The organism is Microbacterium sp. Marseille-Q6965 (assembly GCF_946151065.1).
Lineage (GTDB): Bacteria > Actinomycetota > Actinomycetes > Actinomycetales > Microbacteriaceae > Microbacterium.
Map to the genome: position 1 here is coordinate 1 of NZ_CAMGZA010000006.1, position 24,108 is coordinate 24,108.

A 24,108-nucleotide genomic window follows, 5' to 3' on the forward strand; every position below is an offset into this window, starting at 1 on the left:
CGGCCGTGACCAGCAGGAGCGCGGCGGCCGCGACCGCCAGGGACCTCAACGTCTTCATCCGTGACTCCTCATCGAGCGGGATTCGGCGCATCATCGCGCCGGGATGCCGACGTTACTCCCCTCGAGGCGGAAGCGTGAGGCGTTCCATGATCGCCACGTCGGAAGGATCACCTCGGGGTGCGGATCGTCTCCGTCTTCCAGGGCTCGGCCGTCCCGGGCTGGTGCAGCGGACGGGCGGATCCCGCGTACATCGCGCGGAGGTCGGCCTTGCGGATCTTGCCGGACGCGGTGCGCGGGAACTCGGCGACGACCACCGTCGTCTTCGGGATCTTGTATCGGGCGATCTGGCCGGTCAGCCGCTCCACAACCTGCTCGGAGGTCAGCTCGGCGCCCTCGCGCAGCGAGACGATCGCCCAGGGCACCTCGCCCCACTTCTCGTCCGGCACGCCGATGACCGCGACGCCCGTGACGCCGTCGATGTCGGCGATCAGCTGCTCGACCTCGGCGGGGTAGATGTTCTCGCCGCCGGAGATGATCATGTCCTTGAGGCGGTCGGCGATGTAGAGGAAGCCGTCCTCGTCGAGGTAGCCCATGTCGCCGGAGCGGAACCACCCTCCCTCACGGAACGACTCCGCCGTCTTCTCCGGCTGGTTGTGGTAGCCGAGGAACACGTTCGGGCCCTGGATCTCGATCTCGCCGATCGTGCCGCGCGGCACCACCTGGCCCGCCTCGTTCGTGACGCGCACGTTGGTGAAGAAGTGGGGCACGCCCACGCTGCCCTGCTTGGCGCGCGTGAACTCCGCCGCCAGCGTGGTGGCTCCCGGCGATGTCTCGGTCATGCCGTAGCCCTGCGAGAACCCGAGCCCACGCTCCTCCCACGCGTTGAGCACGCGCGTGGGCACGGCGGATCCTCCGCACGTGAGGCGGCGCAGCGACGACAGGTCCGTCGTCTCCCAGTTCGGGTGATCGACCATGAGCTGGAACGTCGTGGGCACGCCGCTGAGCATGGTGATCCGCTTGGAGGCGATGAGCTCGAGGGCGCGGCCGGCCTCGAATCCCTTCTCGAGCACCATCGTGCCCCCCATGAGCACGATGGGCAGCGCCCCCATCCCCAGCGCCGCCACATGGAAGAGCGGGGAGATCAGCAGGGCCACCTCGGAGCGCGACACGTCGATGTCGATCGCGCAGTTGAGGGCGACGAAGGTGAGGTTGCGGTGGCTGAGCACGGCGCCCTTGGGCTTGCCGGTCGTGCCGGAGGTGTAGATGATGGCCGCCGGGTCGTCGAAGGCCATGTCCGCCGCCACGCGTCCGCCGGTGGGCCGGGTCATCAGCTCCGACAGGCCCGGCGTGCCGGGCAGCCCGTCGCCGGTGGGGATGACGTGCGCGATGCGCGCCGCCTCGACGCCGGGCATCACCCGCTCCGCGAAGTCGACGTCGTAGATCAGGGCCCGCGATCCGCTGTCGGTGAGCACGTGCGTGATCTCGGGCGGCGCGAGCCGGGTGTTGATCGGCACGAACACCGCGCCGATCTGCGCGCACGCGAACAGCGTGAACAGATACTCCGGGCTGTTCTCGCCGATGTACGCGACGCGATCCCCCTTGTGGATGTCGCGCACGTGCAGCACCTCGGCGATGCGGTCGACGTTGTCGGCGAACTCGCGATAGGTGAACTCGCGCTCGCCGAACACCAGGGCCAGCTTGTCGGGGAACTTCAGGCGCCGCTGTCGGGTCCAGGCGCCGATGCCTTCGTCGTACATTCCTCGTAACCTCATCTTCGACGTTCGGGAACGGGGACATCGATGTCCCCGGGGGGTCGGGGGCCCGCCGGCCCCCGACCGGTCAGGCGTAGTAGCGCTGCAGGCCGCGGGCGACCACGGCCGGTCGTTCGCTGCCCTCGACCTCGATGGTCTGGTCGACGGTGATCTGCCAGCCGCCCTTGACCTCCTGCACGTCGGCCACGACCGCGTTCATGCGGATGCGGTCGCCCACCTTCACGGGCGAGACGAAGCGGACCTTGTCGAGGCCGTAGTTGACCTTGGTCGTGACGTTCGTGACGTCGATCAGCTCGGTCCAGAACTTCAGCGTGAGCGACAGCGTGAGGAAGCCGTGCGCGATGGGGGCGCCGAAAGGGCTCTCGGCGAAGGCGCGCTCCGGGTCGACGTGGATCCACTGGTGGTCGTCGGTCGCGTCGGCGAAGACGTTGACGCGGTCCTGCGTGACCTCCATCCAGTCGCTCCAGCCCAGGTCGCGGCCGGCGAGGGAGCCGAGCTCGGCGTAATCGATGACGGTGGTCATGTGTGTCTCCTTGGTTGCGTGTCAGACGAATGCGGAGGCGCCCGTGAGCGAGCGCCCGACGATGAGGGCGTTGATCTCGTGTGTGCCCTCGTACGAATAGACGGCCTCGGCATCGGCGAAGAACCGCGCGGCGTCGTTCTCGAGCAGGATGCCGTTGCCGCCCATCACCTCTCGGGCGAGGGCGGCGTTCTCGCGCGCGCGCTCGGCCGTGACCATCTTGGCCAGAGCCGAGTTCTCGTCGCTCCACACCCCCGCGTCCTGTGCGGCCGAGAGCGCCACGGTGAGCGAGACGCTCGCGATGGCGTTGCCGAGCATGCGCGCGAGCTTCTCCTGCACCAGCTGGAAGCTGCCGATGGGGCGCCCGAACTGTGCGCGTGCGCGGGTGTACCGCAGCGCCGCGTCCAGCGCACCCGCCGCGACGCCCGCGGCCATCCACGCCACGTCCGAGCGCATGCGGCGCAGCAGCGCCGCGACGTCGCGCCACGAGTTCACGCCGTGCGCCCGCATCGCGTCGGGCACCCGCACGCCCGTGAGCGTGATGTGTGCGTTCTGCATCGGGCGCAGCGACACCTTGCCGCGGATGATCTCGATGTCCACGCCGTCCGCTCGCCGATCGACGAGGAAGCACTTGACCTGCCCGTCCGCCTCGTCACGCGCGAACACGGCGATCACGTCGGCCGCATCGGCGCCGCCGATCCAGCGCTTGGCCCCGTCGATGACCCATTCGTCGCCCTCGCGGCGCGCCCGCGTGGCGAGGCCGCCCGCGATGTCGGAACCGTGCTCGGGCTCGGTCAGGGCGAACACGCCCGTCATCTCGAAGCGACGCACCTTCGGATCCCATTCCGCGGCCTGCGCGGGTGAGGAGCCGTGGCGCACGACCGCCCGGAACAGCCCCGCCTGGGCGTTGTACATGGTGGCGACGGATGCGTCGATGCGGGCCAGGTGGAAGCTGCGGAAGCCCGCGAACATGCTCGAGTCCGCTTCCTCGGCGCTCACGCCCGCGGGCTCCATGAGGTTGAGCGGCACGAGGGTGCCCCACACCTCCTCGGGCATGACCGCGCGCTCCCACGCGTCGTTCATCACGGGCGCGATGTGTGCGCGGGCCTGCGCGACCATGTCGGCGAGCACCGCGCGGGCCTGCTCGCTCAGATGGCGCTCGAAGCCGTAGCGGCCGAGCACCGGGTCGGGGTCGCCGCCCGCGATCACGACAGCCCCAGCAGGCGAGCCGCGTTGTCCTTCATGATCCCGGGCAGCACCTCGGGCTTGAACAGGCCGGCCTTCTCGGCGTCGGCGATCCACCGGTCCGGGGTCAGGAGCGGGAAGTCGGAGCCGAACAGAACGCGGTCCGAGATGAGCGAGTTGGCGTAGCGGACGAGCTCCGCGGGGAAGTACTTGGGGCTCCAGCCCGACAGGTCGATCCACGTGTTGTGCTTGTGCGTGGCCACCGAGAGGGCCTCGTCCTGCCACGGCACCGACGGGTGGGCCATGATGATCTGCAGATCGGGGAACTCCGCGGCCACCGCGTCGAGGAACATGGGGTTCGACAGGCCCAGGCGCATGCCGCGGCCGCCGGGCATGCCGGCGCCGATGCCCGTCTGCCCGGTGTGGAACAGCGCCACCAGCCCCGCCTGCTCGATCGCCCGGTACTGGGCGGCGAAGCGGTCGTCGTCGGGCCGGAAGGCCTGCACCGTGGGATGGAACTTGAAACCGCGCACGCCGCGATCGATCAGCCGCAGCGTCTCGTCGAGCGCGTCCTCCCGGTTCGGGTCCACCGACGCGAACGGGATGAGGACATCCGCGTGGCGGGCGGCGCCGTCGATGATCTCGTCCATCGAGATCGGCGGGTGCCCGAAGTTCGTCGTCGCGTCTACGGTGAACACGACCGCCGCCATGCGGCGGCTGCGGTAGTGCTCGGCCACCCCGTCGATGTCGGGGCGCGGCCCATCGGCCCGGAAGTACTTCGACGCCGCCTCCTGCAGGTCGGCGGGAAGCGACGAGTGGCCGTGGTGGTCGATCTCGATGTGCACGTGCACATCGATGGCCTCGATCGCGTCGAGGGCGATCTCCGCCTCATACCGGCTCATCGGGGGCTCCGTTGCTCGTCGACGTGGATCAGGACTGCGGCTTGGGCTGCAGCTCCTCGGGCAGCGGCGGGAACGTCTCGCCGACCGACTGCAGCTCTCCCACGGCCTCGGGGAACTCCGACTGCAGCGCCTCGTAGGTCCAGCCGCCCTCGCGGTACGCCGTCGCGACGGGCTCGGGGTGCGACCACAGCTGCAGGCGGTCGCCGCCGATGCCGATGGCCTGGCCCGTGACGCCGGCCGCCTCGTCGGAGGCCAGGTAGGCGATGAGGCCCGCGACGTCCGCAGCGGTGCCGAAGCCGAGGTCGTGGCGGAAGAACGACGGCATCGGCTCGCCCTTGGCGTCGGCCTCGACGGCGGCGGCGAAGTAGGGCACCGTGGCGGTCATCGCGGTGGCCGCGACCGGGATGACGGCGTTGGCGGTGATGCCCGCCTTCTTGAGCTCGAGCGCCCACGTGCGCACCATGCCGACGATCCCGGCCTTGGCGGCGGCGTAGTTCGTCTGGCCGAAGTTGCCGCGCTGGCCGGTGGGCGAGCCGATGCAGATGATGCGGCCGGGGGTGCCCGCCTCGCGCATGCGGGTGGCGGCCTCGCGCACGACGGTGAAGGTGCCGCGCAGGTGCACGTTGATGACGAGGTCGAAGTCCTCGTCGCTCATCTTCCAGGTGACGGTGTCGCGCAGCACCCCGGCGTTCGTGACGACGATGTCGAGCCGGCCGTAGGTGTCGTAGGCGGCGTCGACGAGCTTCTTGGCGGTCTCCGTCGGGCCGACGGGGGCGACGACCGCGCTCGCGGTGCCCCCGGCCTGCTCGACGGCGGCGACGGCCTCGGCGGCCGTGGCCTCGTCCACGTCGTTGATGATGACCGACGCGCCCTGCCGGGCGAGCTCCTGCGCGTACGCCAGGCCCAGTCCGCGACCCGAGCCGGTGACGATGGCGACTTTGCCCTGCAGCGACATGGAGACCCTCCCTTGAGATCCTCGCCACATTTTCGTGGCCGCCACCATGACAGCGCATTCCGTTGAGATTGTCAACGATTGATCTCGCGGGAGGGAACGGTATCGTCGTCGTATGGCGCAGACGACGTTGGGGGCGGTCATCGACGACCTCAGCTTCCTGCTCGCCCGCGCCAACGCCGTCTCGCTGGAGGCGGCCTCCGCCGCGCTGCGGCCGTTCGGGCTGAAGCCCCGGTCGTACTCGGTGCTCGCGCTCGCCCTCAGCGACCACCGGCCCTCCCAGCGCGAGATCGCCGAGTACCTGCGGCTCGATCCCAGTCAGGTCGTGGCCCTCGTCGACGACCTGCAGTCGCGGGGGCTGGTGGAGCGCGAGACCGATCCGACCGATCGGCGCGCCAAGGTGGTCACCGCCACGGTCGAGGGGGCGCGCCTGTTCGCCACGGCGGGTGCCCACGTGCGTCAGGCCGAGCGCGACGTGTTCGGCGCGCTCGACGACGCCGAGCGCGCGATGCTGCGCAAGCTCATCGATCGCGTCGCCTTTCCCGGCTGAGCCGCGACACGGAAAGTAACCGGGCAATCACAATCGTTGACAGGTTCAACGTCCTGTCGTTGAATGATGCCACCCGGTCCGCCCGTGCCGGGGCCCTCAGTCACAAAGGAGTTTCTGAGCCATGGCTCGTTCCCGCATCGCAGCAACGATCGGCGCCCTCGCGGCCACCGGTCTTCTCCTCGCCTCCTGCAGCTCCGGATCGCCCAGCGGCGGCACCGCCAGCGAGCCGGCCGGCGGCGCCGAGGAGCTCACCCCCATCACCGTCGGCCTGCTGACGATCGCCCCCTCGGCGGCCGTCGAGTACGGCATCCAGAACGGCATCTTCGAGGAGCACGGCCTGGAGGTCGAGACGCAGATCGCCCAGGGCGGCGCGGCCATGCTGCCCGCCGTCTCCACGGGGCAGATCGACTTCGGCGTCGGCAACCCCCTTTCTGTCCTGACCGCCGCCAGCCAGGGCATCGACGTGCGCATCACGAGCGGCTACTCGTTCTCGCTCGAGGAGGGCGACGACATCAACGCGGTCGTCGCCAAGGCCGACTCCGGCATCTCGACGTGGGCCGACCTGGAGGGCAAGACCGTCTCCGTGAACGCCGTCAACACCCAGGGCGATCTGACGATCAAGGATTCCGTCGCCAAGGACGGCGGTGACCCCGACGCGGTGAAGTTCTCGGAGATCGCCTTCCCCGACGCGCTCGCGCAGCTCGACGCCGGGAACGTCGACGCGGTGTGGATCCCGGAGCCGTTCCTCGGCGGCGCCCTCGGCCAGCCCGAGGAGTACACGGTGGTGGGCTACCCGAACCAGAACTCGCTGCCCGGCCTGCCCACCATGGTCACGTTCGCGTCCGGAGCGGTCGCCGACGACACCGAGACGCTCGAGAAGTGGCGCGCCGCGATCGTCGACGTGCTCGAGACCGTCACGGACGACCCCGAGGGCTTCGCCGCCGTGATCGCGGAGTTCACCGGCATGCCGGAGGCCGCCGCCATGGAGCTGCGGCTCGAGCGCCTGTCGGGCGAGCTCGACCCGCAGCTGATCGTCGACCTGAGCGCGCTCGCCGCCGAGTACGGCTTCATCGAGAGCGAGCCGGACCTCGACGTCGTGATCGTCGACTGATGACCCATCCCACCGCCCTGCCCGACACCATCACCCGGGTGGTGGCCGTCGCAGAGCGCCGCAGCAGGCGGCGGAGGTTTCGGCCTCGCCGCCTGCTGCTGGGCTTCCTCGGCGTGCTCCTGTTGCTCGCCGTGTGGGAGCTCGTCTCGCGGACGGGCGTCGTCGATCCCCGATACTTCCCTCCGGCCAGCGCCGCCCTCTCGCAGCTGGCGGTCAACGTCACCCTGACGGGCTTCTGGTCGGCCGTCGGCGTCACGCTCGGCACGTGGGCGCTCGGCATGGCCGTCGCGTTCCTCGCGGCCGCCCCGCTGGGCATCGTCATCGGCCTGTCGCCGTTCCTCACGCGCCTCACCCGCTCGACCGTGGAGTTCCTGCGCCCCATCCCGTCGGTCGGCCTCATTCCGCTCGCCGTGCTCGTCTTCGCCGAGCCCCTGCAGCAGAGCCTGCTCATCGTCGTCTACGGGGCGTTCTGGCAGATCTTCGTGCAGGTGCTTTACGGCGTGGCCGATGTCGACAGCGTCGCCATGGCGACGGCCCGCAGCTACGGGTTCTCCTGGATCCAGCGCGTGCGCGACGTGGTGTTCCCCACGATGCTGCCGTACCTCGTCACCGGCGTGCGGCTCGCCGCGGCCGTCGCGCTCATCCTCACCATCACGGCAGAGCTGGTCATCGGTGGCTCGCTCGGCCTGGGGCGTGAGGTGGCGCTGTCGCGCGACGCGGGGCTGTATGAGTCGACGTACGCGCTCGTGATCGCGACGGGACTGCTCGGCATGGCGATCAACCTCGCCGTGCGCTTCGCCGAGCGCCGTCTGCTCTCGTGGCACCAGTCGATCCGAGGGGAGGCGTGATGCGCCGTCCGCTCGTCGCCGTCGCCTACGCACTCGGCCTGCCCGTCGTCCTCATCGCGCTGTGGTGGGTGCTCTCGCTGAACGCGACGAGCCCCTTCGTGCCCAAGCCGGTACCGCTCGTGACGACGTTCATCGACACCTGGATGGGGGACAAGCTCTTCACCGACGTCCTGCCGAGCCTGGGGCGCTTCGTGGTCGGCACCGCCATCGCGATCGTCCTCGGCATCGTCGTCGGGCTGGCCGTGGGCCTGAACGCCGCGCTACGCGCCCTCACCGAACCGGTCTTCGAGTTCTTCCGGGCGGTTCCGCCGCCCGTGCTCATCCCGATCCTCGGCCTGCTCATCGGGGTCGGCGATGAGATGAAGATCGCCGTGATCGTGCTCGGCGCGATCTGGCCGGTGCTGTTGAACACCATCGAGGGCGTGCGCGCCGCCGACGAGGTGCAGACGGAGACGAGCCGCTCGTACGGCATCTCGGGCTTCAACCGCCTGCGCTACCAGGTGGTCCCCTCCGCCGCGCCGCAGATCCTGGCCGGCGTGCGGCAGGCCCTGCCCATCGGCATCATCCTCATGGTGATCAGCGAGATGTTCTTCTCGTCGTCGGGCCTGGGCTTTTCCATCATCGAGTTCCAGCGCAGGTTCGCGATCGCCCCCATGTGGTCGGGCATCGTGCTGCTGGGGCTCATCGGGTTCGCGGTGTCGATGCTGTTCAAGCTCGTCGAGCGCCGCCTCCTCCGCTGGTACTACGGACTGAAGGACATCGAGAATGGCTCCTGAGATCGACATCACCGCCGGCACCGGCAAGGGCCGCACGCTGCCGCCGGGCGAGGCCCTGCTCTCGGTCCGGGGCGTGAAGAAGGTCTACGCCACCGACGGCGGCGGCATCGAGGCCGTGCGCGACCTCACCTTCGACCTGGGCCGGAACGAGCTCGTGTGCCTCGTGGGCCCGTCCGGCTCGGGCAAGACGACCCTGCTGAAGTGCATCGCCGGCCTGCTCGAGCCCACGAGCGGCACCGTCGTGCTCGACGGCAAGAAGGTGACGGGACCGCCCAAGAAGATGGCCGTCGTGTTCCAGGAGTACGGGCGCTCGCTGTTCCCCTGGCTGCGCGTGGCCGACAACGTGGAGCTGCCGCTCAAGAACGCGGGCATCCCGAAGGCCACCCGCACCCGGCTCGTCGCGGAGGCGCTCGAGAGCGTGGGGCTCTCGCACGCGGCCCGGCAGTACCCCTGGCAGCTTTCGGGCGGCATGCAGCAGCGGGTCGCGATCGCCCGCGCGATCGCGTACCAGCCGGAGGTGCTGCTCATGGACGAGCCCTTCGCCGCGGTGGACGCGCAGACGCGCGCCGACCTCGAGGACCTCGTTCGCTCGATCCGCGAGCGGCTCGGTGTGACCGTGCTGTTCGTCACCCACGACATCGACGAGTCGGTGTACCTGGGCACGCGCGTGATCATCCTCTCGTCGTCGCCGACGGTCATCCAGGAGGACCTCGTCATCGACCTGCCCGAGCAGCGCGACCAGCTGGAGACGCGCGCGCTGCCGCGGTTCACCGAGCTGCGACACCACGTGTACGAGCAGATCCAACTCGCCAAGGCGGGGTTCCGCCCCGACGAGACGCGCGTTGGCTGAGGCCACGCCGAGGCTGGGCAGCCAGCCGCGCCTGACACCGGGGCTCATCGCGGCCCTCGGCTTCGTCGGCATGGCCGGCGCCGTCTCGACCGACCTGTACCTGCCCGCCTTTCCCAGCCTGCAGAGCGATCTGGGGGTGGCGGAGTCGGCCGTCCAGCTCACCCTCACGGCCTTCCTCATCGGTGCGGCGGCAGGCCAGTTCGTCGTCGGCACGGTGTCCGACGCCCTGGGGCGCCGCCGCACCCTCGTCACGGCCCTGGGCCTGTTCGCGGTCATCGGCTTCGCCGCCTCCGCGGCGCCCACCATCGAGTGGCTGATCGCGCTGCGCCTCCTGCAGGGCGTGACCGGCTCGGTGGGAGCGGCGCTCGCACGCGCGGTCGTCGCGGATGTCGAGCAGGGTGACCGCGCCGCACGCGGCATCAGCATCCTCATCGCGATGATGGGCCTGGGTCCGGTCTTCGGCAGCCCCCTCGGGGCGCTGCTCACCGAGTGGGGCGGATGGCGCCTGGCGCTCGTCGGCCTCGCGACGGTGGGTGCGGGCATGTTCCTCGTCGCGCTGACCTTCATCCCCGAGAGCCTGCCGCGGGAGCGCCGCCACCCGGCCCGCATCGGTCCGCTGCTGCGGAACCTGGCGCTGCTCGCGCGCGACGGGTCGTTCCTCGGTTACGCCTTCGCCTACGCGCTGTCCTACGGCGCCATGATGGTCTACTTCGGGTCGTCGTCGTTCGTCGTGCAGCGGGTGTTCGACGAGTCCTCGCTCGTGTACTCGTTCACCTTCGTGGCCAGCTCGATCGCCTTCGTCGCCGGTGGACTGTTCAACGGCCGCCTGGTGCGCCGCGCCGGGGCGTACGTGATGATCCGGATCGGGCACGCGCTGTCGCTGACGAGCGCGGTGCTGCTCGTCGTCATCACCCTCGCCGGCGGGCTGTCGCTGTGGACGTGGATCCCGCTCACCTGCATCTTCGAGGCCGGCTGCGCGATGGGCATGAGCAACGGCTCGGCGCTCACCCTGCGCCGGGCGACGATGGCGGCGGGCGCCGGCTCCGCGGCGCTGGGGCTGTTCCAGTTCGGCGTCGCGGCGGTGGTCTCGCCGTTCGGCGGGCTCTGGGGCAGCGGCACCGCCCTTCCGACGGCGGTCGGCATGGCCGCCGTCACCCTCCTCGCGGTGGCCGCCGCCACGCTCGGCCGTCGCCTCGAGCGCCGCACGGTCTGACCTTCGGGCCTCCCCGCGGCGCCTCCTTTGAGGCGCGCCCGGATGCACCACGGGGAGAAGCGCGCCGCGAGGCCCGGATCGGGCTCATACCGCGCGCCGCGCCGCCGTTCTTCCTTCGTCGGGCAGGGGGCGCACCAACCGAAGGGCTCAGCCGAGGCGGACGACGCGGTCGTCGGCGCGCACGTCGGCGGGTCGGTGCGAGACGAGCACCGTGATGCGGTCGCCCGACGCGCGGCGGATGTCGTCCATCATCGCGGCGGCCGTCGGGGCATCGAGGTGGGCCGTCGGCTCGTCGAGCAGCAGGACGCCCGCGCGGCTGAGCAGGGCGCGCGCGACGGCGAGCCGCTGGCGCTCGCCGCCCGACAGCGCCGAGCCCGCGGGCCCGACGCGCGTGTCGAGCCCGTCGGGCAGCGTATCGAGCAGCGCGTCGAGGCCGGCGCGCGCCAGCGCGCGGCGCATCGCGTCGTCGGACGGGGAGTCGGCCCGGTCTCGCGCGAGCAGCAGGTTGCCGCGCAGCGTCGAATCGAACACGTAGGCCTCCTGGGGGCACCACGCCACCCGCCGCCGCCACGACGCCGCGTCGAGGTCGGGCAGCGGCACGCCGTCGGCGCGGACCTCGCCGGTCGATGCGGGGAGCGCACCCATGAGGACGGACAGGAGGGTCGACTTGCCCGACCCGCTGGGCCCCTCCAGCACGAGCCACTCGCCCGTGGCGACGGCGGTCTCGACGGGGGCGAAGGCGGGGGCGGCCCCGGGGGACCGCGCGGCGGACGCCGCGGCCGAGGCTCCGGGCGCAGCCGGGCTCGCGGTCGCCCGCGAGCGCGGGCGGGGCGGGATGCAGCACGGGGCCGAGGCGGGCGAGCGCGGCGCGCAACACGGGGAGCCGGTGGACCGCGCGGATGAGGCCGTCGAGGGGTTCGAGGGCGGCGAGGGCGAGCAGCGCGATCACGGCGAGGTCCTGCGCGAGCAGATCCGGTGCGAGCACCGCGACGAGGGCGGCGAGCAGGGAGGTGACGAGCACCGCCACGGCCGATCCGGCTCCCGCGCCCCACGCCGCGGTCCTCTCGGCATGCGCGAGGCGCTCGGCGGTCGCATCGAGTCGCCCGAGGGCCGCCCGCACGGGCGCCTCGCCGTTCCCGCGCAGGTCGCCGGCGGCGTCGGAGAGCGCGGCGGTGCCCCGCACGACGGCCGCCCGCTCGTGCACGCCGGCCGACCCGGCGCCCCGCGCGGCGACGACCGCGAGAGCCGCCCCGAGGGCCGCCGCGAGCGTCAGCGCGGTGCCGACGACGAGGGTGAGCGGGGGTGCGACGAGCGCGGTGGTCACGGTGATCGCGAGCAGCGACAGCACTCCGACGGCGAGGGGCGCGAGCACGCGGGGCAGCTGGTCGCGCAGCTCGTCGGCCTGCGTCACGAGGTAGTCCACGGGCGAACCGCCCTCCAACAGCCGGCGCGACCCGGCCCCGCGAGCCGCGATCGCCCCCCACAGCCGCAGCCGCAGCGCGTCGATCACGCGGAACGCCGCGTCGTGCGTGGCGAGCCGCTCGGCGTAGCGCCCGACCGACCGGCCGATGCCGAAGAAGCGCACGCCCACGATCGCCACGAGGAGGTACATGATGTGCTGCTCCTCGCTCGCGCGCACGATGAGCCAGCCCGAGATGCCGGTGAGCGCCAGGCCCATGCCGGTGGCGACCACGCCGAGCAGGATCGCGGCGAGCCAGCGCCAGCGCGCCGGGCGCAGGATCGACGCGAGCAACCGGCCCGGCGTCGCGGTGGCCTGGGGCGCGCGCCGGTCGGGGTGCGCGCCATCGGGGACGGACGCGTCGCGGAAGGCACGCGGCGGCGGTTGCGTGCCGAGGTCGCTCGGCTGGGATCCCGGAGACTCGGCCGCGGCGTCCGACGCGCGGAGGTCGTCGCGCCGCTGTCCGGGGGCGGCGGCCGCCGCCGGGCGCCGCCGCTCGTGGCGGAGCGCGTCGCCCTCGTCGAACGCGCCGTGGCCCCGCACCGGCACGATGCTGTCGGCCAGCGCGAGCGTCTCGGGTTCATGCGTGGCGAGCACGACCGTCGCCCTCTCGGCGCGGCGACGGATGGCGTCACGCACCCGATCGGCCGAGACCGCGTCGAGGTGGGCCGTGGGTTCGTCGAGCACGAGCAGCGTCGCTCCCGCGTCGACGCGTGCCAGCGCGCGGGCCACCGAGAGGCGGCGCTGCTCGCCCGGGCTCAGCTCGGGAACGGCCGCATCCGCGACGCCCTCGAGGCCGAGCTCGGCCAGCGCCGCGAGCGGATCGGCGGCGCCGTAGAGCGAGAGCTCATCGCGCGGCGTGGCGCCGAAGGCGCGCGGAGCCTGGGGTGACCAGGCCACCGCCGCGGGATCGACGCCCGTCACCGATCCCGTCAGCTCCGCCTCGTCGGGCAGGGAGCCGCTGAGCGCGGCGAGGAGCGTCGACTTGCCCGCCCCGCTCGGGCCGGTGACCGCGACGATCCCCCGCAGCGAGGCATCGACGCCCGAGAGCACCGCCTCGGTGCGTCCTGCGTAGCGCACCGTGAGGCCGTCGACGCGGATCATGGGGCCGCCGACGCCCCGATCGGCGCGCTCCACCGTGCGGGAACGCGCGTCCGTCCTCGCCTCGCTCGCACCCCGCACATCGGAGGCCGCGCGGCGCCCCAGCATCGCCCGGACCCGGGCGAGCGCGGACAGGCCGCTCTGCGAGGCGTGAAACGCCGTGCCGACGTCGCGCAGCGCGGCGTAGATCTCCGGCGCGAGGATGAGCGCCAGCAGCGCGGGCTCCAGCGACACCGTGTCGTAGAGCAGGCGCAGGCCGAGGAACACCGCGACGACCGCGACCGAGAGGGTCGCGATCAGCTCGAGCGCCAGGGCCGACAGGAACGCGGTTCGCAGCGTCGCGAGCGTGCGCTCGCGGTACTCCCGCTGGATGCGGTCGAGCGAGCGCGTCTGCTCCTGCACCCGCCCGAGGCCGACGAGCACCGGCAGCCCGCGGGCGAGCTCGCTGAGGTGGTCGGCGAGCCGCGTCAGCGCGCCGGTCGCCTCGTCTGTGCGCTCCTGCGTGTGGCGCCCGATCAGGATCATGAACACCGGCACGAGCGGCACGGTGAGTGCGACGATGAGGGCGCTGACCCAATCGGCGCCGAGGATGCGCAGCCCGATGACGAGCGGGATCACGACCGCCCCGATCATGGACGGCAGGCTTTGCGTGTAGTAGTCGTCGAGGTCGTCCAGCCCCTCCGACGCGAGCACGACGAGCCCGCCCTGTCGCTCCGCGCCGCCCGCGCCGCCGTCCGCGATCCTGCGCCACAGTCGGGCGCGCAGGTCGCGCTTGACGGAGATCGCCACGCGCTGCGCGGTCACCTGGGTGGCCCACCCCGCCAGGGACCGCAGCATCGCGCCGGCGACGCCCAGCAGCACGACGGCCCGCGCGTCCAGCGCACCGGCCTGCACCCCGGAGATGCCGCGCGCGACGGCCTCGGCGACGAGCAGGAGGCCGAGGGCCCGGAGCACCGCGAACACTCCCAGCCACAGCAGGCGCAGGGGCGGGACCGGGCCCAGGTCGGGCCGTGTGGGCCGATCAGGCACCGTCGGACGGGCCCTTCGCCGATGCCTTCTCGCGCAGGATCGCCGGGATGAACGCGTGGGCGTCCGGGATCATCCCCGGGGTGAGGCGCTGGCGGAACACCCAGTAGGACCACGCCTGGTAGACGAGCACGATCGGCAACCCGATCGCCGCCACCGCCGTCATGACCGAGAGCGTGTAGTTGCCGCTCGCGGCGCTCCACACCGTGAGGCCGAACTCGGGGTCGAGCGTCGAGGGCAGCACGAAGGGGAACATGCCGGCGAAGATCGACCCCGCTCCGAAGAGCATGAAGCCCGAGTAGCCGAGGAAGGCGCGGCCCTCACGCCGTCGCCGCGCGGCGCCCCACCCCCACAGCGCGGCGACGACCGCCGCCACGACGAGCGCCCACGACATGGCATTGCCGCCGTGGGTGAACTGCACCCACAGGGCCCAGGCGGCGGCGGGAAGGAGAAGCAGCGGCCCCCAGGTGGCGCTGAAACGCGCCGCCCGCTCGCGGATCGCGCCGTCCGTCTTGAGCGCGAGGAAGGTCGATCCGTGCACCAGCGCGAACCCCACGACGCCCAGGCCGCCGAGCACCGCCGGCACCGTGAGCCACACGAAGGGGTGGCCCGCACGGTCGCCGTTGGCATCGAGGGGAAGGCCGGTCGACGTGATGGCGAGCGCGGCGCCGATGCAGAACGCGACGACGAGCGAGCCCCATCCGAGCGCCCTCGTCCAGAACCGGCGCCAGCGCTCCGAGTGCACCTTGCCGCGGTACTCGATGGACACCGCGCGCAGGATCAGCGCCAGCAGTGTGACGGTGAGCGGGAGATACAGCGAGCTGAACAGGGAGGCGTACCAGAACGGGAACGCGGCGAAGATCGCCGCCCCCGCCGTGATGAGCCACACCTCGTTGCCGTCCCACACCGGACCGATCGTGTTGAGCATGGTGCGCCGCTCGCGCTCGTCGCGCGTGGAGAAGAGCAGGTGCATGCCCACGCCGAGGTCGAAGCCCTCGAGCAGGAGGAAGCCGATCCACAGCACCGCGATCGCGATGAACCAGACGACGGGAAGCGTGTCCATGGTGTCTCTCCTTGATCCGGATCAGTAGGCGAAGGCGAGCACGTCGTCTCGCCTGCCGGTGCGGGTGCCCGGCTCGTCGTCGTGGTCGTCGGCAGGGCCGAGCTCCGGCATGCCGGAGACCACCCCGCCGCGGATGTACGTGGCGAGCAGCCAGATCTCGACGACGGCGAGGATGCCGTAGATCGTCGTGAGCGAGATGACGGAGAAGAGCAGCTCGCCGGCCGTCACCCCGGGCGAGACCGCCGCGGCCGTGAACATGAAGACGCCGTCGATGCCCGACGGGTCGGGGTTGGGCGCCACGACGAAGGGCTGGCGCCCGATCTCGGTGAAGACCCAGCCGGCGATGTTCGCCGCGAAGGGCGCCGCGATCCCGAGCAACGCGAGGCGCATGATCCACGGCGACGCCGGAACGGTGCCGCGCCGCGTCAGCCACAGCGCGACGACCGCGGCCGCCGCGACGATGCCGCCGAGTCCGATCATGAGCCGGAAGCCCCAGTAGGTCACCCACATCGGTGGCACGTACTCCACCTCCGAGCCGGCCCGGTCGCCGTACAGCTCGTCGTCGGGGATCGTCTCGCCGTACTGATCGACGTACTGCGGCTCCAGGTCGCTGATGCCGGGCATCTGGGCGTTGAAGTCTCCCGCCCCGAGGAACCCGAGCACGCCGGGGATCTCGATGAGCGTGACGACGTCCTCGCAGTCGCTCGATCCCGGGTCGCCGATCGACAGCACGGAGAACGCCGATCCGGTGTGGCACGCCGCCTCCGCCGCGGCCATCTTCATGGGCTGCTGCTCATACATCAGCTTGCCCTGGATGTCGCCGGTAGCCACCGTGCCGGCGAACCCGACGATCGCCACCACCGCCCCGATCCGGAGCGACCGCAGCCACACGCCGTGGTCCTTCTCGTCGCGGCCGGGCACGGTGGGAGCGGATCCCACGACGACCCCACCACGCTCGTCCACGGTGTCGATGCCGTCGTGGCGCCGGCGCCACAGGTGGTACCAGCTGATGCCGAGCAGGAACATCCCGGCCACGACGAGCGCGCCTGCGACCGTGTGCGAGAACGCCGCCAGCGCGGTGTTGTTCGTCAGCACCGCCCAGATGTCGGTCATCACGGGGCGCCCGTCGGCGCCGAGCTCCACGCCCACCGGGTGCTGCATCCACGAGTTGGCGACGATGATGAAGTACGCCGAGATCCATGAGCCGATCACGGCGAACCAGAGCGCCATGAGGTGCAGCCCCTTGCGCAGGCGGCCCCAGCCGAAGATCCACACGCCGAGGAACGTCGATTCCGCGAAGAAGGCGAGCAGGCCCTCGAGCGCGAGCGGGGCCCCGAAGACATCGCCCACGAAGCGCGAGTACTCGCTCCAGGCCATGCCGAACTGGAACTCCTGGACGAGCCCGGTGGCCACGCCCACGATGAAGTTGATGAGGTAGAGCTTGCCCCAGAACTTCGTCATGCGCAGGAAGCGTTCATCGCCCGTTCGCACCCAGCGCGTCTGCAGGATCGCGACGGTCATGCCGAGGCCCAGCGTGAGCGGGACCATGAGGAAGTGGTAGACGGTCGTGATGCCGAACTGCCAGCGCGCGATGTCGAGCGGATCCACCGCTGCCCCCTTCATCCAGGTGATGCGTCCCCTGGATTCTACGCGCTGTAGAAGTAGTTCGACACCGGATAGAAGAAATCATTTCGACCCGGTGTAGAACATCTTCGGCCGCGGGTAGAATAAGACGTCGTCCGAGCGAAGGAAGGGGTGGCGATGGCGAATCTGGGTGACCTGGAGCGGGCGGTCATGGACGTCGTCTGGGACGCCGACGAGCCTCTCACCGCCTACGACGTCAAGGACGTGCTCGAGGCGCAGGGGAGGGATCTCGCGGCCACCACGCTGCTGACGGTGCTCTCGCGGCTCGACAAGAAGGGCTTCGTGACGAGCGACCGCTCGGCGCGGCCACACCGCTACCGCGCGCTCGGCTCCCGCGAGGACCACATGGCCGAGCTGATGCACGAGGTGCTGGGCGTGGCGGATGACCGCAGCGCGGTGCTCGCGCGCTTCGTGGGCGGCGTGTCCGAGGAGGACGCCGCCATCCTGCGCCGCCTGCTCGCCGGCTCGCACTGATCCGCCGGCGGGCCGAGCCTTCGCCGTCGCCGCCGAATACGCTTGAGCGGTGAGCGTGACGGCGTGGGACCTGGCGGCGGCCGCCGGTTGCGCGCTCGTGGCCGTGCTGCTGGCCTGGCCCGTGCCGATCGCGCTGTCGCGCGCCGCGTGGCCCCCGCGCCGCCCGGTGCTCGCGCTGCTGCTGTGGCAGGGCATCGCGCTGGCGGGTGGTTTCACCATGATCGGCTCGCTCTGGCTCGTCGGGATCGCGCTCGTCCCGGCCCATCCGTGGCTCGCCGGCACCCCCGCCCTCGCGCTTGCCGCCTACCTGCTCGCGCATCTCGTGGCGGCTGTCGTCTCGTTCGAGCGGCAGCGCCGCCGCCACCTGGCGTTGCTGGAGCTGTTGAGCGTGCCCGACCCCGACCGGGCACGCACGCGCGTGCTCGACGACGCCGCGCCGGTGGCCTACTGCCTGCCGCGCGGCATCGGGTCGGTCACCGTGCTCTCGCGCGGACTGCTCGACGATCTCGAGCCCGCCGAGCTCGCCGCGGTCACCGCGCACGAGCGCGCCCACGTGGAGCAGCGGCACGAGGTGCTGCAGGTGGCGTTCCGGGCGTGGCGACACGCGCTGCCCTGGTTCCCCATCGCCGCTCGCGCCGAGACCGAGGTCGCCGCGCTCGTCGAGATGCTGGCGGACGACGTCGCGCGGCGCACGCAGCCGGCAGAGGTGCTCGCCCGCGCCATCCTCAAGGTCTCGCGCTCGGGCTCGCTCGGCACCGACCGCTCCGAGCGCGCGTCGTCGCGGCGCGACCGCATGCACGACCGCTTCCGGCGGCTCGCCGCCTGAAGCGGGGCGCGATCACTCGCGGATCAGGCGGATGGTCGCCTGCTCGAGCGCGAGCTGTCGGGCGCTCGCGTCCGGGTGCGAGTCCTGCACCAGGCTCGCGATCGTGCGGCCCTCGTCGAAGGCCGCCACCACGCGGGGGTCCACGTACGACGCGCGCGCGACCGCCGGCGTGTTGCCGAGGAAGGCGGCCACGTCGCGCATCGTGGCGGCCACCGCCCGCTTGCGGGCGGTCGCCGAGGCCGCCTCGGCGTGACGCTCGGCGAGCTGTGCGGCCGCGAGCACCGTGGCGTGCCAGGTGCGGAAGTCCTTCGCCGTCGCGTCGGCTCCGGTCGACTCGCGCACGTACTCGTTCACGAGCGCGGGCGTGAGCCGCCGCCACGCCCGCCCCTCCCGAAAGGCCAGCAGTGCCGCCGGCTCGCCGCGCCGCCGTCGCATCGCCTCGATCGCTCCGATGACGAGCTCATCGTCGATCTCGATGCGGTGCGGGATGCCGGACTTGCCGGTGAATCGGAACACGAGCAGCGCGCCCGATCGCCGCACGTGCGTGCGCTCGAGCGTGGTGAGCCCGTAGCTGCCGTAACGGTCGCCATACACGTCGTCACCGATGCGGAAGCACCCCAGGTCGAGCAGCCGCACGGCCGTCGCGCTCGCGCGCTCCAGGGGCATGCCGTCCAGCGCGAGATGATCCAGCAGGCGCGAGCGCGCCTCGCCGAGCGCGGCGCCGAAATCCAGCACGCGGTCGAACTTCGCCGCGTCGCGGCGGGCGCGCCACTGCGGGTGATACAGGTACTGGCGCCGGCCGGCATCGTCGGTGCCGACCGCCTGCAGGTGGCCGTTCTCGTACGGGCTGATCCACACGTCGCGCCAGGCCGGCGGGATCGCGAGGGAACGAATCCGCGCGACGGCGTCTTCGGGGAGTCGGGCACCGCTCTGGTCGAGGTACTGGAACCCCCGTCCCACCCGTCGCCGCGTCCATCCGGGCTGATCCGGGAACGTGCGACGCAGACGGACCATGTGGCCAGTATCGTGCGCGCCGCGCGCACGTGCGCGGGCTTGACAGGCGACCCCCGCGCGGTCAGCCCCGCCGGTGCTCGAAGACGTGCCGATCGCGCCCCGCCGCGAGTCCCAGCACGAGCTGGGCGACCGCGGCGGCGAGGACGAAGAGGAACGACGCGGTCCACCCGCCCGTCGCCGTGTGCAGGGCGCCGAAGGTGATCGGCGCGAGCGCCGCGATCACGTAGCCCACCGACTGCGCCATGCCCGACAGCGCCGAGGCGGACTGATGGTCGGGCGCCCGCGTGGCCATGAGCGTCAGCGCGCACGCGATCGAGGCGCCGCTGCACAGCCCGGCCAGGATGATCCAGACGATCAGCGCCCCGGGGGCGAGCAGGATTCCGCCGATGCCGGCGATCGTCAGCAGCGGCAGCGCGGCCGGCACCCAGCGCTCCATGCGCCCGCGCATCACGAGCGGCAGCGCCAGCGAGCCGATCACGCCCACCACCTGGAAGATCATCGAGTCGAACCCGGCGACGAGCTCCGTGCGCCCCAGCGAGCGCGAGTACGGTGCGAGCCACGTGATCATCACGTAGAACAGGATGGCTTGCACGCCCATGTAGCCGCCCACGATCCAGGCCACGGGGTCGCCCCACACGCTCGGCCCGCGCGCGGCTCGCCCGGCTCGGGGGTGGCCGGCGTCCGGGCCGAACCCGCGCATGTGCGCGATCCACAGGACGAGTGCGATCGGCAGCGTCGCGACCACGGCCGCCAGCGCGAAGCGCCATCCCGTATCGCCGCCGCCGGGCTCCACCGCATGGGAGAGGGGCACGACCGCGCCGGCCGCGAGCGCGCCGCACCCGGCGAACAGGGCGGTGTACATGCTCGTCACCAGCGGCACGCGGGTGCCGAACGAGCGTTTCACCACGGCCGGGAGCAGCACGTTGGCGAGGGCGAGGGACACGCCGATCAGCGCGGTGCCGAACCACAGCGAGAACTCGGGGCCGGGAAGCGACCGCACGGCGGTGCCGATCGCGAGCAGCACCAGCGCGGCAAGCACCACGCGGTTCAGCCCGAATCGGCGCGCGGCCGGATGCGCGAACGGCGACAACAGCGCCCACGTGAACACGGGCACCGAGGTGAGGGTGCTCAGCACCGTCACGCTGTTGCCGGTGGTCTCGCTCATCTGCTCGAGCAGGGGGCCCACGCCCGTGATGGTGACGCGCATGTTGACGGCGATCACCCCGATCGCCGCCAGCAGCAGCGGGAGCGAGAAGCGCCCGCCCGCCGCGGCGCTCTCCTCGTCGCCCGCCCTCGCACGACCGGTCACGGCCGGCTCACCGGTCACCGGGCGGGAAGCGGCCAGCCGGTGTACGCCTCCGCCAGATAGGACATGCCCGCAGTGCTGTCGACCACCGTTCGCAGCTCGCCGAGCTGGCGCATCCGGTCGAAGTCCGACGCGCCGGGCTGCTGGTGCAGCATGCTCGTCATCCACCACGAGAACTGCTGCGCCTTCCACACCCGCTTCATCGCCTGCTCCGCGAAGGCGTCGAACGGCCGCTCGTCGCGCTCCAGCAGCAGCGCGCGCAGGGCGCGGTCGAGCAGCACCACGTCGGCGACCGCGAGGTTCATGCCCTTCGCCCCCGTGGGCGGCACCGTGTGCGCCGCGTCGCCCACGATCACCGCGCGGCCCCTGCGCATGCCGTAGGCCACGAAGCTGCGGAAGCGCAGCACGTCGCGCTGGAAGATCGGGCCCTCGTTGAGCGCAGTGCCGGGGGTGCGCTTCTGCAGCTCCTCCCAGATCTCCTCCTCGCTGGGCGCCTGCGGATCGGCGTCGGGATCGCACTGGAAGTACATCCGCTGCACCGTGGGGCTGCGCTGGCTGATGAGCGCGAAGCCGTCCGGCGAGTTGCTGTAGATGAGCTCGTCGGAGCTCGGCGGCGCCTCGCAGAGGATGCCGAACCAGGCGAACGGGTACTCCCGGAAGTAGCCGCCGTGCGAGCCCACCACCGCCTGGCGCACGACGCTGCGCGAGCCGTCGGCGCCCACGACCACCTCGGCCTCGATCACGAGCTCCGCGCCCTCGGCATCGGTCGCGATCACGCGGGGACGGTCGCTGTCGGCGTCCTCCACGCGCTGCGCCGTGACGCCGAACCGCAGGTCCTGGCCGTCGGCCAGGCGCGCGGCGATGAGGTCGATGAGCACCTCGTGCTGCGGGTAGAGCCACACGCCGCGGCCGATGAGCTCCGCGAAATCGATGTGGTGCAGCTCGCCGTCGAACCCGAGGTGGATGCCGTCGTGGCGGCGGCCGACGGTGAGCACGCGGTCGGAGGCGCCGGACTCGGTGAGCACCTCGACGGTGCCCTGCTCGAGGATCCCCGCGCGGATGGTCTTCTCGATCTGCTCGCGCGTGCGCGAATCGATCACGATGGACGCGATCCCGGCTTCGGCGAGCAGGTGCGACAGCAGCAGGCCAGCGGGTCCCGCGCCGACGATGGCCACTCGGGTGCGTTCGGTCACTTCGTCTCCTTCGACGGCTTCGATCGTGACGAGTGTTCCGCCCGATCCGCGTCGGCCGCCAAGATTCTCCCACTGGGTGAGAGTGATTTGGGGATCGCGGCGCGATGCGGATGAGATGTGCGACGGCCCTCTCGCCGCCCGCGCCCGTCGCGCGGCGAGGACACGCGGGCCCACCCACCACCTCATCGACGAGTAAGGACGACGATGTCGCACTCTTCTCTGCAGTCCCCGCCCACCGGCGTCGCGACGAGCCGATGGATCACGTTCCTGTGCTGGTTCACCGTGGTCTTCGAGGGCTACGACATCGTCGCCCTCGGCGCCGCGATGCCCACGCTGACCGGCCACGTGGGCCTCGACACGGCCGCGATGAACGTCGTCGTGACGGTCTCGCTGGTCGGCGTGGGCGTCGGCGCCGCGATCATGGGGCCCATCTCCGACCGCTTCGGGCGACGCTGGCCGCTCATCATCGCGGCGTTCAGCTTCTCGGTGCTCACGCTGCTGATCCCCGTCTTCCCCGACCCGTTCACGATGGGCGTGCTGCGCCTGTTCGCCGGCATCGGGCTGGGCGGCTGCATGCCCGTCGCCCTGGCGATGATCCAGGAGGCCGCCGCCCCGGGTCGCCGCGCCCGGGCCAACGGGTTCGTCATGACGGGCTACCACGTCGGCGCCGTCGCCGCCTCGCTCATCGCCATCCTCACCGGCGTGCACTGGGAGTGGCTCTTCTACGGCGGCGGCGCGCTCGGCCTCGTGCTCGTCGTCGTCATGCTGTTCAAGCTCCCCGAGACGGCGACGCACCTCGTCGGGCCGGCGGGCGAGGGGGCCGAGCCGCGGGTGGGCGTGCTCGACACGCTGAAGCCGAAGTACCTGCGCGTGACGATCGCGCTATGGGTGGCCAATTTCATGGGTCTCGTGCTCGTCTACGGCATGAACTCGTGGCTGCCGAAGATCATGACGACCGCCGGTTACCCCGTGGCGAACTCGCTCGTGATGCTCTTCATCCTCAACGTCGGCGCCATCGCCGGCATCGTGATCTCGGCCAGGGCCGCCGACGCGAAGGGCATCAAGGGCGTCACGACGCTCTGGTTCGCCGCCGCCGCGGTGCTACTGGCCGTCATGTCGATCCGCATGGACAGCGAGGTCGTCCTCAACCTCGTCGTCTTCGTCACGGGCATCTTCGTCTTCTCGACGTCGGTGCTGCTGTACGCCATGTGCGGATACGTGTACGAGAAGCGCCTCGTGGGCACGGGGCTGGGCCTCGTCTCCGGCGTCGGCCGCTTCGGCGCGATCGTCGGCCCCTACATCACGGGCGTCATGATCGCTTCGGGCAACGGCTACCCCGGGGTGTTCTTCCTCTACGCCGCCGCGGGCGTGATCGGCGCGCTGGTCGTGCTGCAGCTGCCCATGGCGAAGAAGCGCCCGTGACGCCGGCGAGCGGGGAGCAGGATGCTCGCTCCCCGCTCGCCCCCACGGCCTCCCGCGCCATCGGCGAGAATGGCCGCGTGGGGGATTCGACCGCCGACGGCCTGCTGGAGCGCACCCTGCGCGTGCTCGGCTGCTTCAGCGAGGACGAGCCGGAGCTGGGCGCCACACGGCTCGCGGAGCGCACCGGACTCTCGCCGTCCACCCTGCACCGTCTTCTCGCGCGCATGGTCGAGCTCGGCCTGCTCACCCGCGTGCCCGGCCGCCGCTATGCCGTCGGCCGGCGCCTGTTCGAGCTCGGCGAGCTGTCGCCCCTGGCCCTGCGGCTGCGCGAGACCGCGCTGCCGCACATGCTCCGGATCTATGAGGCGACCGGCGAGAACGTGCATCTGGCCGTGCTCGACGCGCCGTCGCCCGGCGAGGCGTCGGCGCTGTTCGTCGGTCGGGTCACCGGGCACGGATCGGTGCCCACACTCAGCCGCATGGGAGGGCGCCTCGCTCTGCACGCGGTGGGCGTGGGGAAGGCGCTGCTCGCGCTGCAGAGCGACGACTGGATCCGCGAGTACTGCGCTCACGGCCTGGAGCGGGAGACGGTGCACACGATCACCGAGGAGACGGCTCTGCTCGCCGACGTCGAGGCGACGCGCGCCCGCGGCTACGCCTACGCCCGCGAGGAGATGACGCTCGGCAACGTCTCGATCGCGGCGGCGCTGGGCTCGGTGCCCGGCCTGCCGCGCGCCGCGGTCGGCGTGGTCTCGCACATCGACCGCGCGGACGAACGCCGGCTGGCGGGCCTCGTGCGTCAGGCGGCATCCGAGCTCTCGCGCGCGCTCCGCGCCTGACGCCCGCCGAAATCCCGCTCAGTGGGAGGAGCGGGATCGCGTCCCGCCGTCTTGCGCCACCC

The 24,108-nt window shown here is 71.8% G+C and carries 21 protein-coding genes and 1 pseudogene; 10 read left to right on the forward strand and 12 right to left on the reverse strand.

All coding sequences use genetic code 11. The features are described 5' to 3' along the window. Positions 1 to 167 precede the first annotated feature (167 nt). From menE to N8N77_RS13300, 5 genes are all read right to left on the reverse strand, one after another. Entirely contained in the window at positions 168 to 1,757 is a 1,590-nt protein-coding gene (gene menE, locus N8N77_RS13280) for an o-succinylbenzoate--CoA ligase (protein ID WP_261167358.1), read from the reverse strand. Positions 1,758 to 1,839: 82 nt separating this feature from the next. After that, positions 1,840 to 2,295: a MaoC family dehydratase gene (locus tag N8N77_RS13285; RefSeq protein WP_261167359.1), complete on the reverse strand. Its 456-nt coding sequence runs from the start codon at positions 2,293 to 2,295 to the stop codon at positions 1,840 to 1,842. 21 nt (positions 2,296 to 2,316) lie between these two features. Next, a complete protein-coding gene (locus tag N8N77_RS13290; protein ID WP_261167360.1) occupies positions 2,317 to 3,501 on the reverse strand; it encodes an acyl-CoA dehydrogenase family protein in 1,185 nt (394 codons plus the stop codon). Next, the gene (locus tag N8N77_RS13295; protein WP_261167361.1) at positions 3,498 to 4,379 is read right to left on the reverse strand and encodes an amidohydrolase family protein; all 882 of its coding nucleotides are present in this window, start codon (positions 4,377 to 4,379) and stop codon (positions 3,498 to 3,500) included. Before N8N77_RS13295 ends, N8N77_RS13290 begins: the two co-directional genes overlap by 4 nt. 28 nt (positions 4,380 to 4,407) lie before the next feature. Next, positions 4,408 to 5,334, reverse strand: a complete 927-nt coding sequence (locus N8N77_RS13300) for an SDR family NAD(P)-dependent oxidoreductase (protein WP_261167362.1) — start codon at positions 5,332 to 5,334, stop codon at positions 4,408 to 4,410. A gap of 112 nt (positions 5,335 to 5,446) precedes the next feature. Here N8N77_RS13300 and N8N77_RS13305 point away from each other — a divergent pair, with 112 nt between their 5' ends. The 6 genes from N8N77_RS13305 to N8N77_RS13330 all read left to right on the forward strand — a co-directional run bounded on the left by N8N77_RS13305 (position 5,447) and on the right by N8N77_RS13330 (position 10,679). Continuing rightward, a complete protein-coding gene (locus tag N8N77_RS13305) occupies positions 5,447 to 5,881 on the forward strand; it encodes a MarR family winged helix-turn-helix transcriptional regulator (RefSeq protein WP_261167363.1) in 435 nt (144 codons plus the stop codon). Positions 5,882 to 6,002: 121 nt separating this feature from the next. Beyond that, on the forward strand, positions 6,003 to 6,992 hold the full coding sequence (locus tag N8N77_RS13310; protein WP_261167364.1) for an ABC transporter substrate-binding protein: 990 nt from the start codon (positions 6,003 to 6,005) through the stop codon (positions 6,990 to 6,992). Next, positions 6,992 to 7,840: an ABC transporter permease gene (locus N8N77_RS13315; RefSeq protein ID WP_261167365.1), complete on the forward strand. Its 849-nt coding sequence runs from the start codon at positions 6,992 to 6,994 to the stop codon at positions 7,838 to 7,840. Before N8N77_RS13310 ends, N8N77_RS13315 begins: the two co-directional genes overlap by 1 nt. Continuing rightward, the gene (locus N8N77_RS13320) at positions 7,840 to 8,616 is read left to right on the forward strand and encodes an ABC transporter permease (RefSeq protein WP_261167366.1); all 777 of its coding nucleotides are present in this window, start codon (positions 7,840 to 7,842) and stop codon (positions 8,614 to 8,616) included. The genes N8N77_RS13315 and N8N77_RS13320 overlap by 1 nt, the downstream gene beginning before the upstream one ends. Further along, entirely contained in the window at positions 8,606 to 9,466 is an 861-nt protein-coding gene (locus N8N77_RS13325) for an ABC transporter ATP-binding protein (RefSeq protein ID WP_261167367.1), read from the forward strand. Before N8N77_RS13320 ends, N8N77_RS13325 begins: the two co-directional genes overlap by 11 nt. Next, entirely contained in the window at positions 9,459 to 10,679 is a 1,221-nt protein-coding gene (locus N8N77_RS13330; protein WP_261167368.1) for a multidrug effflux MFS transporter, read from the forward strand. The genes N8N77_RS13325 and N8N77_RS13330 overlap by 8 nt, the downstream gene beginning before the upstream one ends. 147 nt (positions 10,680 to 10,826) lie before the next feature. On the opposite strand, the gene N8N77_RS13470 is transcribed toward N8N77_RS13330, so the two are convergent. From N8N77_RS13470 to N8N77_RS13345, 4 genes and pseudogenes are all read right to left on the reverse strand, one after another. Next, complete coding sequence (locus N8N77_RS13470) at positions 10,827 to 11,375, reverse strand: ATP-binding cassette domain-containing protein (protein WP_396652847.1); 549 nt, start codon at positions 11,373 to 11,375, stop codon at positions 10,827 to 10,829. A gap of 1,342 nt (positions 11,376 to 12,717) precedes the next feature. Next, positions 12,718 to 14,268: pseudogene (locus tag N8N77_RS13475) on the reverse strand (ABC transporter ATP-binding protein/permease); the annotation flags it as partial. Beyond that, on the reverse strand, positions 14,261 to 15,328 hold the full coding sequence (cydB, locus tag N8N77_RS13340; RefSeq protein ID WP_261167370.1) for a cytochrome d ubiquinol oxidase subunit II: 1,068 nt from the start codon (positions 15,326 to 15,328) through the stop codon (positions 14,261 to 14,263). The pseudogene N8N77_RS13475 and the gene cydB, both read right to left, overlap by 8 nt. 21 nt (positions 15,329 to 15,349) lie before the next feature. Continuing rightward, positions 15,350 to 16,936, reverse strand: a complete 1,587-nt coding sequence (locus tag N8N77_RS13345; RefSeq protein WP_261167371.1) for a cytochrome ubiquinol oxidase subunit I — start codon at positions 16,934 to 16,936, stop codon at positions 15,350 to 15,352. A 153-nt stretch (positions 16,937 to 17,089) separates the two neighbouring features. Here N8N77_RS13345 and N8N77_RS13350 point away from each other — a divergent pair, with 153 nt between their 5' ends. Next, the gene (locus N8N77_RS13350; RefSeq protein WP_261167372.1) at positions 17,090 to 17,446 is read left to right on the forward strand and encodes a BlaI/MecI/CopY family transcriptional regulator; all 357 of its coding nucleotides are present in this window, start codon (positions 17,090 to 17,092) and stop codon (positions 17,444 to 17,446) included. A gap of 49 nt (positions 17,447 to 17,495) precedes the next feature. Further along, entirely contained in the window at positions 17,496 to 18,272 is a 777-nt protein-coding gene (locus N8N77_RS13355) for a M56 family metallopeptidase (protein ID WP_261167373.1), read from the forward strand. A gap of 12 nt (positions 18,273 to 18,284) precedes the next feature. Here the strand turns inward: N8N77_RS13355 and N8N77_RS13360 are convergent, their stop codons facing one another. The 3 genes from N8N77_RS13360 to N8N77_RS13370 form a co-directional block, all read right to left on the reverse strand. Beyond that, positions 18,285 to 19,286, reverse strand: coding sequence for a DNA topoisomerase IB (locus N8N77_RS13360; protein WP_261167374.1), 1,002 nt, complete (start codon positions 19,284 to 19,286; stop codon positions 18,285 to 18,287). Between the two features lie 61 nt (positions 19,287 to 19,347). Further along, entirely contained in the window at positions 19,348 to 20,595 is a 1,248-nt protein-coding gene (locus N8N77_RS13365; RefSeq protein WP_261167375.1) for an MFS transporter, read from the reverse strand. A 14-nt stretch (positions 20,596 to 20,609) separates the two neighbouring features. Next, a complete protein-coding gene (locus N8N77_RS13370; RefSeq protein WP_261167376.1) occupies positions 20,610 to 21,785 on the reverse strand; it encodes a 4-hydroxybenzoate 3-monooxygenase in 1,176 nt (391 codons plus the stop codon). A gap of 204 nt (positions 21,786 to 21,989) precedes the next feature. On the opposite strand from N8N77_RS13370, the gene N8N77_RS13375 reads away from it, so the two are divergent. Both N8N77_RS13375 and N8N77_RS13380 read left to right on the forward strand, forming a co-directional pair. After that, positions 21,990 to 23,207 (forward strand): MFS transporter, encoded by a 1,218-nt coding sequence (locus tag N8N77_RS13375; protein WP_261167377.1) that lies wholly within the window; start codon positions 21,990 to 21,992, stop codon positions 23,205 to 23,207. A 77-nt stretch (positions 23,208 to 23,284) separates the two neighbouring features. Next, positions 23,285 to 24,046 carry an IclR family transcriptional regulator gene (locus tag N8N77_RS13380; protein WP_261167378.1) on the forward strand — a complete coding sequence of 254 codons (762 nt, stop codon included), beginning with the start codon at positions 23,285 to 23,287 and terminating at the stop codon, positions 24,044 to 24,046. Positions 24,047 to 24,108 lie beyond the last annotated feature (62 nt).

Excerpts from the sequence above, each read along its gene's own strand:
- menE (WP_261167358.1), bottom strand. The coding sequence starts at position 1,757 with ATGTACGACGAAGGCATCGGCGCCTGGACCCGACAGCGGCGCCTGAAG.
- N8N77_RS13285 (WP_261167359.1), bottom strand. The coding sequence starts at position 2,295 with ATGACCACCGTCATCGATTACGCCGAGCTCGGCTCCCTCGCCGGCCGC.
- N8N77_RS13295 (WP_261167361.1), bottom strand. The coding sequence starts at position 4,379 with ATGAGCCGGTATGAGGCGGAGATCGCCCTCGACGCGATCGAGGCCATC.
- N8N77_RS13300 (WP_261167362.1), bottom strand. The coding sequence starts at position 5,334 with ATGTCGCTGCAGGGCAAAGTCGCCATCGTCACCGGCTCGGGTCGCGGA.
- N8N77_RS13305 (WP_261167363.1), top strand. The coding sequence starts at position 5,447 with ATGGCGCAGACGACGTTGGGGGCGGTCATCGACGACCTCAGCTTCCTG.
- N8N77_RS13310 (WP_261167364.1), top strand. The coding sequence starts at position 6,003 with ATGGCTCGTTCCCGCATCGCAGCAACGATCGGCGCCCTCGCGGCCACC.
- N8N77_RS13315 (WP_261167365.1), top strand. The coding sequence starts at position 6,992 with ATGACCCATCCCACCGCCCTGCCCGACACCATCACCCGGGTGGTGGCC.
- N8N77_RS13320 (WP_261167366.1), top strand. The coding sequence starts at position 7,840 with ATGCGCCGTCCGCTCGTCGCCGTCGCCTACGCACTCGGCCTGCCCGTC.
- N8N77_RS13325 (WP_261167367.1), top strand. The coding sequence starts at position 8,606 with ATGGCTCCTGAGATCGACATCACCGCCGGCACCGGCAAGGGCCGCACG.
- cydB (WP_261167370.1), bottom strand. The coding sequence starts at position 15,328 with ATGGACACGCTTCCCGTCGTCTGGTTCATCGCGATCGCGGTGCTGTGG.
- N8N77_RS13350 (WP_261167372.1), top strand. The coding sequence starts at position 17,090 with ATGGCGAATCTGGGTGACCTGGAGCGGGCGGTCATGGACGTCGTCTGG.
- N8N77_RS13360 (WP_261167374.1), bottom strand. The coding sequence starts at position 19,286 with ATGGTCCGTCTGCGTCGCACGTTCCCGGATCAGCCCGGATGGACGCGG.
- N8N77_RS13375 (WP_261167377.1), top strand. The coding sequence starts at position 21,990 with ATGTCGCACTCTTCTCTGCAGTCCCCGCCCACCGGCGTCGCGACGAGC.